Consider the following 11498-nt stretch of genomic DNA (forward strand, 5'->3'; position numbering starts at 1 on the left):
TTCAAGGGATAGAATATGAACACTCAAATAAGTGATGTACGAAGCGAAAATTTTGATGGGTTTAATGTTCTTTGCCAAGCTTTACTTTTTGGTGCGAAAGTCAAAGTTATGCCTGGGCAGCTTTTTTTGATTGAAGGTGAAGATCAAAAAGAAAAGACAGCATTTGTACACAGTGTTGCACTAAGTACACGGTTATCGACTATAACCTTCGTGCTTCAAAAACGATTTCGTAGAGCAATCCATCAAAGGAAGAAAGTGCCAGTTCCTGTAGGTGCTACATTCTCTTACTTTGCGAAGAAAGATCCTATTAAGTACGCTAAAAAAATAGGTTACCCTGTTGTTGTTAAGGAGGTGTTTGGCGAGAATCCTGCATTCGCAGTTTATAATGTTAATAATCCTGAAGAGTTGGTGGAGGCCATAGCGAAAGTTAAAGCACACTTGCCTACTACTGCAGAACATGAGCCGGCATCTTATGCACAAACCATTAATCTTTCATCTGCTGAAATGGATGAGGATGGAACACGCACAAAATCTGATAAAGCTAGGTTTCTAATAGAGAAACAACTCCAAGGAGAACACTACAGATCTTATGTTGTTAATGGGAAGCATGTTTTAACTTTACAAAAAGAGAGTAATGTTAAATATGAGGTTGAACCTCCTGAAAAAGTGAAACACATCGCAGAGCAAGCGGTTAGTGTTATTTCTGGCTTGGCTAATGGTACGGTTGATATTGTTAGTGATATGTCTGGGGGGACTTATGTGGTTGAGCTTTCTGAGAGGTTTATTATTCCAGACGCTTGCCAGAACCGATTATCTGTTTGCGATAAGGTTTTTTCAAATTTGCTTCTTAGCGAAGTGAATATGGCTGGTTTAAAGCTTAGAAGCAAAAAAACAAGAGGTACTTATAATTTTAGTTTTTATGGAATTACAAGTTCTACTGACTTTGTTTCTTCATTAACAGCAACGGCAGCTGAGCTAGGGGCTAAATTATCCGTTTTATCAATTGATGATGTAGCGGGTATGGTTGCTGTCTCACTTAAAAGTGAAGCGATTCTTTCCGCATTGTTTATCGAAAAAGTGTTCTATGGCCATCATATTTCAAGTTTGACGGTTGAACGAAAAAAATCGATTAAGAAAAAGTTTCTATTTGGTTGATAATGAGTAGTCGTGTGAGATAGTGCTTATATTAGCCAAGCTAAACTCTTTTTATTTTTTATAATTTAAGCTGATATTTTATAGGTGAGGTGCTTGGAATGTTATTAGCAAGAGAGTGGCCGGAAAGTTTTTCTGAAAAAGTGGTTTCAAAAGCTTTTGGAAATAAGCTGTGTAGTTATGCTATTTCGCTAGAAGCTTGGAGGCGCGGTCTTAGTGTTACAATTTTAGATTCTGAATATGATAGGTATTTGATAGAAAGCAGGAAGAAGTCTATTGTTTTTAATCGGTCGAAGTGTTCTTTAACGACCAATGAAGCGGTATCTTTTATTAAAGATAAACAAGTAGCCCGTAAGTTGATGCTAACAGCAGGCGTTGAAGTTCCTCCTGGGAAGCTTTTTCCAGCTTCAAGCGGTGACAAAGATGTTATTGATTATGCTGAAGAAATAGGTTATCCCGTTGTAATAAAGCCCCTGAGTGGTTCTCTGGGGAGAGGCGTTTTTACTGCGATACAGAATCAAAAAGATTTGGTCGATATTTTCAAGCATTTAGCCAATGATTTAAAAGTTAAGGAAATTGTAGTTGAAAAGCACGTTGAGGGAGATGATTACAGGGCCTTCGTTGTTGGCGGTAAAGTTGTGGCCGCAGTTAAACGAATTCCTGCAAACGTAGTTGGAGATGGATCTCACTCGATTGAACAACTCATTTCTCTGAAAAATAAGGATAGAAAGAAAAACCCTTTCTTATCTAAGGGGCTTATTAAGAAAGATAAAGAAGTGTTAGCTAAAATTGCAGCCTCTGGCTACACCTTAGATAGTATACTTGAAAACGGCAAGGTTTTGTTTTTAAGAGGGAAAGCAAATGCTTCAGCTGGGGGAGACGTTATAGATGTAACTGATACACTTCCTGAAATAGTTAAAGAATCTGCTGCTAAGGCTATTTCTTCTATTCCGGGGCTGGAATACTGTGGTGTTGATGTACTGTATGACGAAGCAACTAAGCGCCATGCAATTATAGAAATGAATTCTAGGGCGCAAATAGGCGTGAATATGTACCCTACAGAAGGTGTAGGAAGAAACATTCCAAAAGCCATTATTGATTATTATTTTCCTGAAGCACCGATAGTACATGAAAAGTCTAATCCGAAATATATATTTGATTTGGATTTGGCACTTCATCCCATTAAACTTGGTGTGGCTAAATCTGTCAAACTTGCGCCAATAGCTAGACAGAATATCAACAAAAACTCACTAATAAGTAATTTTTATAAGTTTGAAAAGGGGTGCAGTATTAGTCGCATAGCAGAAGCAAGAATTTACAAGCTATCTAAGGAGTTAAAGGTGGATGGCTTCATCAGGAAAGACAAAGATGATACGTTCTCAATGATGGTTTCTGTAAATAAGTCTAAAGAGAAAGAGTTTTTAGCTGGGGTTTGTGAAATACTTCAGACAAAATGTGGTACCTCCAAAAAGTGGGTAGGGTTAGTTACTAAAGGGTTTAGATTCTCCTCCTAATGTTTTTTAAGTATTTGTGGTGGGCTTATGCCCACCATAATTTTTTAATTGAAGTGTTTTCTATATGGGGCTTAAATATTTAGCAAGCCTCTTTTGTATATCTGAGTGATAAAGTTGAAGCTAAAAGCTCCATGTGCTTTCAATCTTTATTTAGTATTTTTTTCTTCGGAAACTGGGAGTGTTTATGATATGTAAAGTTGGAGCGGTAGGAGATATCTTACTTCACGGTAATGTAATACGTTCCTGCAAAAGTGGAGATGATTATGATTTTTCAGCTAAAATGGGTTTAGCTGAGGCACTTTTTAAAAATTTTGATATCTCGATAGTCAATCAAGAAAGTATAGCTGCGGGTTCAAATTATCCCATAAGCTCATATCCAAAATTTAACTCGCCAACTCAAATATTAGACTATCTAGTATATATGGGCGTAGATATAGTTAATGTCGCGAATAATCATATGCTCGATTTTGGGCAAGATGCTTTATCTAGTTACATATCTAATTTGAAACAGAGAAACCTTGAGTATGTTGGTTGCGAAGTCGACGACTCAACAACGTATAAAGTGATTGAAAGCAATGGCATTAAGGTTGCTTTCATATCTTATACAGATGGTTCGAAATTACCTATTAAGACAATTAATGAATTAAATATTAATTATTTTAAAGGTGAAAGTTACGCGATGCGTATGAACCATCGATTGACAAAAATAAAAAGAGATATTAAGGAAGCAAAAGCACATGCCGATGCTGTTATATTATCGCTTCATTTCGGAGAAGAATACCATCGCCTACCAAACTCATTTCAGCGTGAGGTGGTTATAACCCTAGCAGAGACCAGTGTTGATGTTATTATTGGTCATCATCCACATGTTTTACAACCCACAGAATGGATTGAAAACTCCATGGGTAAGCAAGTTTTAGTGGCTTATTCTTTGGGAAATTTCTTTAGTGGTCAAGGTGGCTTATATCGCCAAATCGGAGGATGTTTTTCTTTTGATTTGAGAAAAGTGGATAACGAGTGTGTTGTCGAGAATGAGTCGATAGAGTTTACCTATGTCGATGTTTTTGGAGACCTTAGTTTAAAGAAATTATCCGATTTAGCCGATCAAAATGAGATTTTGCGGACTGGGCGTGGAAGGGTTCACAACGCCAAATCTATACACGACAAGTTGAAATCAAACTTTACTAAATTTAATTCAAGTATAACAGTATATTAGGTGATTATATGGCAAGCGAAAAAGCAGTATATCCAATACATGTTAGCCCAAAAATAGTAAAGCAAGGTTTTGGTTATAAGCTGTGTGGTTTTTTAATCGCTTTAGAAGCATGGAGAAGAGGGCTTACCGTTAAGCTTGAAGATGCATCTTTTAAAAGGTACTCAATTAGCGATAACAATACTGAAGTTAGATTTATTCGTTCGAGGTCATCTTTGACCAAGAATAAAGCTATTGTCATCACTAAGAATAAACAGCTGACTAGAGAGTATCTTCAAGCTGCTGGTGTTCCGACTCCAGCAGGTAAGCTATTTGAAAGTTGTAATCTTAAAGATATCGAAAAATTTGCCTCTGAAATTGGTTTTCCTGTTGTTTTAAAGCCTCTTGATGGATCTTTGGGTAATGGTGTTGTTACCGATATTTCCGGGTCGGAAAGCTTAGCTGAAGCATTTGATTATGTCCATAATAAGCTTGGATTTAAAAAGTTGGTTTTAGAAAAGCAAGTGTGGGGAGATGATTTTAGAGCTTTTGTAATAGCAGGTAGAGTTGCTTCAGTTGTAAAAAGAGTGCCTGCAAATGTGGTTGGAGATGGCAAGTCTACTATTTCAGAACTAATAGATCAGAAAAATGCTGAGCGAAAGCTCAATCCCTTTTTATCGACTGGCTTAATAAAAAAAGATGAAGAGGTTAATAGGTATGTAGAAAAAAATGGTTTTACTATGTCTTCAGTTATTTTGCAAGGCGAAAAGTTAAGGCTAAGAGGTAAAGCAAACGCTTCTGCTGGTGCAGATGTTATAGATGTTACCGATTCAATACCAGAATTTGCAAAGGATGCTGCTGTTCGTGCGGTTTCATGCATTCCAGATCTTGCATATTGCGGTGTTGATGTCATGTATGATGAGGCTACTAATTCATGCCATATTATTGAGTTGAATGCTCAATCCCAAATTGGTGTTAATATTTATCCTAGTGAAGGAGAGGGGAAAGATTTAGCGAGGGCTATCGTTGATACATGCTTCCCTAATTCTCCTTATATAAAGAATAAATTTGACTCTAAGCTCGTATTCGATACTAGTTCCCTAAGTAAGGCTTTCATGTCTCACTCTGTTGAGAAGATCGTTCTCAGGAAGCCTTCTCTTGCTAATCTAAAAAAGATAAAGAGAAGCTACTGTGTGTTTTCGACATCAGATGTTTTGTTAAAAAAGAAAATTTCGGTTTTGCTAAAGGATCACAATGTTGATGGTTTTATAAGCAAAAAAGATAATGATTTTCAACTTATGGTTTCTGGTGATGTTAAAGAAGTGGAATCTTTCTTCGGTAAATTTTTTGATAGTTTGTCCGAGGTTAATTTAATGTTCACCAAGAGGTGGGTTGGGCTGGTTAAGAGTGGTTTCTTTATTAATTTGAGTTAATTTTAAAGCTCAGTGAGTGATGAAAAATTAAATTGTGAAACTCAATCTCAACCGGTCTGACATGAATATTTATTTTAGCTCCAATGCTGGTTTTCATTAACTTAGTTGTCTGCCTTGGGGGCTAGATAGTTCGCGTAATAGGGCCCCCATCAAAATGACTAATGTTATGTTTTAGCTAGTTGTTATATCGTTGCGACGATTTCATCTAGCTGTTGTAATAGCTTTGCTACTATGCAGTTAGTAGTTTGATTAGTACTCACATGGTCATTTTCAATGAGTGAATCCTCTCTTCCCTCCTTTTGTAGATTTCTTCAAGATCCCAAAGGGCTTGCCTGGATGCAGGCTTCTCACCCTGCCCGTAAAGGAACCTTGCCTGCGCCGCCTTCATTTCGCTCTGCGATGGATGTGCTGGTGCGTCGCTACCAGCGGGAAGAGCAGCAGCCCGGGGTTACCAGTTTTGCTGAGCTGGCGGGGAATCGTGGTTGGGTGGCAAGCCAAATGCATGTGCTTGGGGTGCCTACTGCGAAGATCTTAAAAGATGACTTTTCACTACAACAACTGCGCGATGTGTTGGAAGGCGTCGATGCGTGTGTGATCAAGCCAAAAGAAGCCCATAGTTCCCGTGGGGTGCTTTCGTTAAAACGGGTGGATGAGATCACCTTCGAATGCTTGCAATTGCGCTGCCGCTTGCGTTTGGTGGATATTCTTGAGCGGCTTTATCAGGAAATGCGCGACCACCAGTTCCCTAACCACTGGCAGTTGGAAGAGCTATTGCTACCCCCTGCGGGGTTGCTTCGCCCGGTTGATGATTTTAAGTTTTATGCGTTCCGTGGCCGTGTGGGTTTAATCCTACAGGTAGCCCGTCAGCCAGAAGGGCAGTATTATCGTTGGTACGACCGTGATTGGCACCCTGTTGAAACAGGTAAGTATGCTGAGGCGATCGATTCGGCCTTGCTCCCCCCGCGCGATCCCCAAGCGCTGTTACGGGTAGCGGAGCAGGTTTCAGCGGTGTTGCCTACTCCGTTTTGCCGAGTGGATTTGTATGAAGCACGCCAGGGGCCGGTGTTGGGAGAGCTCACGCCGGTACCCGGTACTTACCACGCCTTTGGTGAACAAGCAGATCTTTACCTGGGTGCAATGTTTGAACTAGACAATGGGGCAGCTGGTTTTTAGGCTAGAAGACACACTAATAAAGAGTGTTTTGAATGACAAACTCCGTTGTATTGCCCTGCTATAATCCTGAAGTGTTACTTAATGTTTATTCTGACGAGTTTAGTGATTTAGCTCGTAATGCCCATGAAGCCCATTTACTTGGGCCATGGCTAATTGCCAGAGCAGCTGAAAGTGAAGGAGCTGATATTACCTGGTTTAGCCGCGCTATCTTTCTGGCAACATTGAACGATGTGCAGGTACTTTTCTGGGATGTGCGTGCCAATGAAGCTGCGGTAGGGGCCAAAATTGCCACCCACAAGCTGTTTACCCATCGCTTTTTAGATAGAGCCAATGTGCCCAAACCACGCTATAGCGTAGTTTACAGTGCACAAGGCGCTGTGAAGTTCGCTGCCAAGGTAGGTGGTGCCGTAGTGGTTAAGCCGATTAAAGGCACCCGCGGGCGTGGAGTAGCGATAGGGCTTGAGAGCAAAGAGGATATTACAAAAGCTTACGAACAAGCTAAATCATCCATCGGTGTGTTGGTAGAAGAACAGGTTAAAGGTACCGAGTACCGTTTTTTTGTATTGGGTGATGAGGTGCTTTCCGTGCTGGGTAAAACCCCCGCACATGTGCTGGGTGATGGCTCCTTGTCGGTGAGTGAGTTGGTCGATGCTAAAAATGAGCTTCGCGCCCTAAACCCTCGTTTAATGACCAGCCTAATCCCCAAAGACGATGTCGTTGAGCAAAACTTAGCCAAGCAAGGGTTGGCTTGGGATAGCATTCCGGCTGAAGGGCAGGAAGTAGTACTTCGTCATGAAGCGAATATTTCGTTAGGGGCTGATTCATTTGATGCTACTGACAGTGTTCCTGACATAGCGAAAAAAGCGGCTATAGAGGCCGTTGCGGCCATTCCCGGTTTGGATTGGGCGGGGGTCGACGTCATTGTAGATACATCCACTGAGTCTGCACCGGCGGCGTACATTATTGAGGTGAATACTGGCCCTGGCATTGGTGGCCATCACTTCCCTATGCGGGGTGCGCCTAGGGATTTAGCTACGCCGCTTTGGCGGCGTGCTTATGAAAAGCAGAAGGCACTCGGGGGGCAGTTTTCTATTGCGCCTATTCATGCGTCGTTGCCTGAGCTCTGCCAGCGCCTTGTTTCGATTGAAGGCAAAGTGCAAGGGGTGGGGTTCCGTAAATGGTTACGCCGTGAAGCCGCGGCGCTTAATGTGCAGGGGTGGGTGCGTAATCGTAAGGATGGCACAGTGCAGGCCGTGTTGAAGGGAGACCGCGCAAAAGTGGAGCAACTGCTAGGTAAGTTGCACTTTGGCCCTAAGGCGGCCTCGGTGGCAAAGGTTTCCATCGCTCAGCATAGCCGTGAACTTACACATCCCGGTTTTATAGTAATGAAAACACGCTAGTCCATGCTGCAATAGAACCTCTGACTATTTACGATGCACACGCATCCATGAACCAGAGGTTCCTTTGGCATCTTGGTCGGTGTGATGCTCATTTACCCCGAGAGTCGTTGATTAATAGTGGCCATTATTTCTTATTTAAAAGCGCTTTTACCCTTTACTAGTGCCAAAGAGCGCAACGATATGCGTTTACTAGAACAGCATGGCGAGTTCGAACGGCGCTATTATCAATCGCAACTGTCGGCTTGGCAGCGGTGGCTGTGGGTAAGGCCACAGCTGCATTTCCTGCGCTTGGGGTGGCGAAAAGGGTTAACGCCTAGCCCACGGTTTGATACCCGGTGGTATACCAGCCGCTACGCGGATATTGAGCGGGCCAAGGTTAACCCGCTACTGCACTTTTTGCGTCATGGTATTCACGAAGGGCGCCTACCTTCCCCAGAGGGGCACATCAGCGATTTCCCTCTGTTCCAGGAGCAAGCGGTTTGGTTGCATCACCAAGCTTGGCATGGCCACGCCGGTGTGGCGATTCCTAAATTGCAGACGTTAGCTGCTCAGGGGCAATCAGCAGCGCTTTGGTATTTGGCTGGTTGGTACTATGGCCAGTCGCGTTATGAGCAGGCGCTTCACTATTTACAAACGTTAGCCGAAGGGGATGCTGGGCGGTACCAGCCAGCGGTACCTCATGCGCTGTTGAAATGTTATGTACGCTTGGATGAGCAGACAGGCCTAGCAGCACTGCGCAAGAAGCACTCCTTTGCTACCAAAGGGTTGGATAAAGCGATGCTGCAGCTAGCGTCGGTTGATCTGCCTTTAGAGCAGCGCTTAGCGCCCCTAAACCAGTGGTTAGCCAAACGTAAGCTGGTACCCCTGTTGCCGGTGGAATCGAGAAGAGGGCTAGGGCAGTTAAAAACACGCCGCGTGCGTACCAAGGTGCGTCGGCGTATGCCGCTGGTCTCGGTGGTGGTGCCTGCCTATAACGCTGAAAATACGATTACGGTGGCGTTGAAGTCGCTGCTGGCACAGAGCTGGCCCAATATTGAAATTATTGTGGTAGATGATGCCAGTACCGATGGCACGGCTAAGCGGGTAGAAAAGCGGGCGCGGTTAGAACCTAAACTTACGTTGATTCGGCATGAGAAAAACCAAGGGGCTTACAGCGCTAGAAATACCGGTGTAAAAGCTGCCAGGGGCGCATTTGTTACCGTGCATGACAGTGATGACTGGTCGCACCCGCAAAAGATTGAGCGCCAAGTGTTGGCGCTCATTCAGCGTGCCAATGCGATGGCCACCCAGTCGTTTTGGGTGCGGGTAGATGAGCACTTACGGCCGTTAGGGCCATGGCATTTGTGTACCGATTGGTTGGAGCCTAACCCTGCGTCTGTCATGGTTCGTCGAGAGGTATTTGACACCTTGGGGTTGTGGGATGAAGTCGCGGTAGCGGCGGATAATGAGTTTGTTGAGCGGTTGCAGAAGCATTATGGCGTTGATGCATTATTTAAAGTGGCTGCCGATGTGCCCTTGGCATTTTCGTTAGTGCAGGCTGCTTCATTAACCCAGCGCAAAGCAACCCATGTGCGCACCATTCACTGCGGTGTGAGGCACTTATATCATCAAGCAGCAGCGTGGTGGCGTAAGCGCCAAGTGGTGCCGGTGATGTCTAACCAGGGGCAGCGGCGGCTTTTCCCGACGCCTCTTGGTAACCACCCACGGCCCTGCATGGATTATGACATTGCTATCGTGGCGGATGTGTCAGCACGTAACCCTAAGCTTTTGCAGTTACTGACTACATTGTTACGGCTGCGCCAAGAAGGCTACTGCGTTGTGGTTTGCCCTTGGAGTAGGCCAGAAGATTTTAATACCCGCTGGCTGGCGGATGATATGTGGGAGCTGTGCCACGAAGAAGGCATTGCCGTTGCTCATGGCGGTATCACGTTGCGCTGCGGTGAAGTGCGTGTTCAATCGCTTGGGCCTGCGGTTAGCTGGCCAGATAGCGTGCCGCAGCTTACCATGCGAGAAAGTGTGCGTGATCTTACTGGTAAGCCGATTCCGGCCGCTCAAACAGAATCGCTGAAGGCGTATTTGGTGGGCGGTGGCCGAGTGGTGTTATGACGGCATGGCAGGCGGTTAGAAGCTTGACGTGGGCGCAGCATAAGAAGGGGTGGCGACAGCATGGCTGGCGCTACCCTTTTTTGTGTTGGGCAGTAGCCCGCTTGTTTAACGAACAGTGGTATTTGCAGCATTACCCCGATGTGGCGGCTGGCGGGGGGAATGCCTTTGCCCACTGCTTGTTATATGGCCTTGTTGAAGGTCGCGAGCTTTCGCCGCGCATCAGTATCAGCGGTTATGGGGTTCGTTATATCGGGAATCAGGCATGGGAGTCTTCCCAGGCCGTTATCCATTACTGGTGGTGGGGCCGTTGGCGTGGGCTAAGCCCATTGCCCTGTTTTGCAGGTCGCGGCGTGCAAGCAGCTTCCAAGGGACAGCTTTGTTTAGCGGTGTTTGCCCATAGTGTGAGCCCACGTTTATATGGCGCGGAACGTAGTTTGTTGGATGCGTTGCGTACCCTGGAAGCACTAGGCGTTGCGACGGTGGTGGTGGTACCCAATGCTAGCAACCCAAGCTACCTAGACGCGTTGCGGCAGATCAGCCGTTCGGTTTGCGTTATGCCGTATGGTTGGTGGCGAGAGGGGGAAGCTGACCACCCTGACACGCTGGCCGCTATGCAGTCGCTGCTCGAAGCGGCGGGTGTAAACGGGGTTTATATGAATACGCTAACGCTGCAAGCACCTTCGGTGGTGGCTAAGCGGTTAGGCTTGCCAGTGCTAACCCACGTTCGTGAGCTACCTGCACATGATCCTGGTCTTTGCGATGCGTTAAACAGTTCGGCAGAAGGGGTGGTGGCTCATGCGGTTGCCCATTCCGATCTGTTAATTGTGAATTCTCAGTGTACGGCTGGGGCGTTTGAACAGCCGGGCGTTCCAGTCAGGGTTGTGCCAAACATGATAGAACTATCTGTTTGGAAGACGGTTCCTGAGTGCCAACCGGATATGCATCGGCCACTACGGGTTGGGTTGCTGGGAAGCCTGATCTACAAAAAAGGGTTGGAAGATTTTGTGGCACTTGCTGATGTCTTGGCACGTAAGGGCGTTGCAGTGGAGTGCTGTTTGTATGGGGCAAATACCCCAGAGTTAGATGCCTTGCTTGATCAGCAGCGTGACGTGGATAAGGCATCAGGTAATAAGAGTAATGTGTTCCATAAAGGTTATGTGCACGACCCAAAAGAGGCGCTGGCGAATCTTGATGTTGTGGTGAACCTCTCCCGATTCCAGGAGTCTTTTGGCCGTACTGTATTAGAGGCAATGGCTGCTGCAAGGCCGGTGGTGGCCTATGAGTGGGGGGCGCTACCTGAACTGGTCGCGCATGGAAAGACTGGGTTTTTAGCCCCCCTGGGTGATGTGCATCGGGTGGCCCAGTGGATTGAAGTCTTGGCCCATGACCCCGCGTTGCTTGCTTCTATGGGGCGTGCTGGCCGCCAACATGCTAACGATTTATTTGGTGCCAAGGCGCATCAAGCAGCCATGGCTCAGGCATTACGCGCTCTTTTTATTAACGGCGCCGTTTCCCGCCCCTGAATGAC

At 45.3% G+C, this 11498-nt stretch carries 8 protein-coding genes; all 8 read left to right on the forward strand.

Annotated features, from left to right (window positions below; translation table 11 throughout):
- The first annotated feature begins 15 nt into the window (after positions 1-15).
- Complete coding sequence (locus tag HZS79_RS00400; protein ID WP_179926774.1) at positions 16-1155, forward strand: ATP-grasp domain-containing protein; 1140 nt, start codon at positions 16-18, stop codon at positions 1153-1155.
- A 98-nt stretch (positions 1156-1253) separates the two neighbouring features.
- On the forward strand, positions 1254-2666 hold the full coding sequence (locus HZS79_RS00405; RefSeq protein ID WP_179926775.1) for an ATP-binding protein: 1413 nt from the start codon (positions 1254-1256) through the stop codon (positions 2664-2666).
- Positions 2667-2850: 184 nt separating this feature from the next.
- Positions 2851-3882 (forward strand): CapA family protein, encoded by a 1032-nt coding sequence (locus HZS79_RS00410; RefSeq protein WP_179926776.1) that lies wholly within the window; start codon positions 2851-2853, stop codon positions 3880-3882.
- 8 nt (positions 3883-3890) lie between these two features.
- Complete coding sequence (locus HZS79_RS00415; RefSeq protein ID WP_179926777.1) at positions 3891-5291, forward strand: hypothetical protein; 1401 nt, start codon at positions 3891-3893, stop codon at positions 5289-5291.
- Between the two features lie 273 nt (positions 5292-5564).
- A complete protein-coding gene (locus HZS79_RS00420; RefSeq protein WP_179926778.1) occupies positions 5565-6464 on the forward strand; it encodes an ATP-grasp fold amidoligase family protein in 900 nt (299 codons plus the stop codon).
- Between the two features lie 32 nt (positions 6465-6496).
- Positions 6497-7864, forward strand: a complete 1368-nt coding sequence (locus HZS79_RS00425) for an acylphosphatase (RefSeq protein ID WP_179926779.1) — start codon at positions 6497-6499, stop codon at positions 7862-7864.
- 180 nt (positions 7865-8044) lie between these two features.
- Positions 8045-9970 carry a glycosyltransferase family 2 protein gene (locus tag HZS79_RS00430; RefSeq protein ID WP_179926780.1) on the forward strand — a complete coding sequence of 642 codons (1926 nt, stop codon included), beginning with the start codon at positions 8045-8047 and terminating at the stop codon, positions 9968-9970.
- Positions 9967-11493 carry a glycosyltransferase family 4 protein gene (locus HZS79_RS00435; protein ID WP_179926781.1) on the forward strand — a complete coding sequence of 509 codons (1527 nt, stop codon included), beginning with the start codon at positions 9967-9969 and terminating at the stop codon, positions 11491-11493. The genes HZS79_RS00430 and HZS79_RS00435 overlap by 4 nt, the downstream gene beginning before the upstream one ends.
- The last annotated feature ends 5 nt before the right edge of the window (positions 11494-11498 follow it).

It is taken from the genome of Vreelandella zhaodongensis, from assembly GCF_013415115.1.
Taxonomy (GTDB): domain Bacteria; phylum Pseudomonadota; class Gammaproteobacteria; order Pseudomonadales; family Halomonadaceae; genus Vreelandella; species Vreelandella zhaodongensis.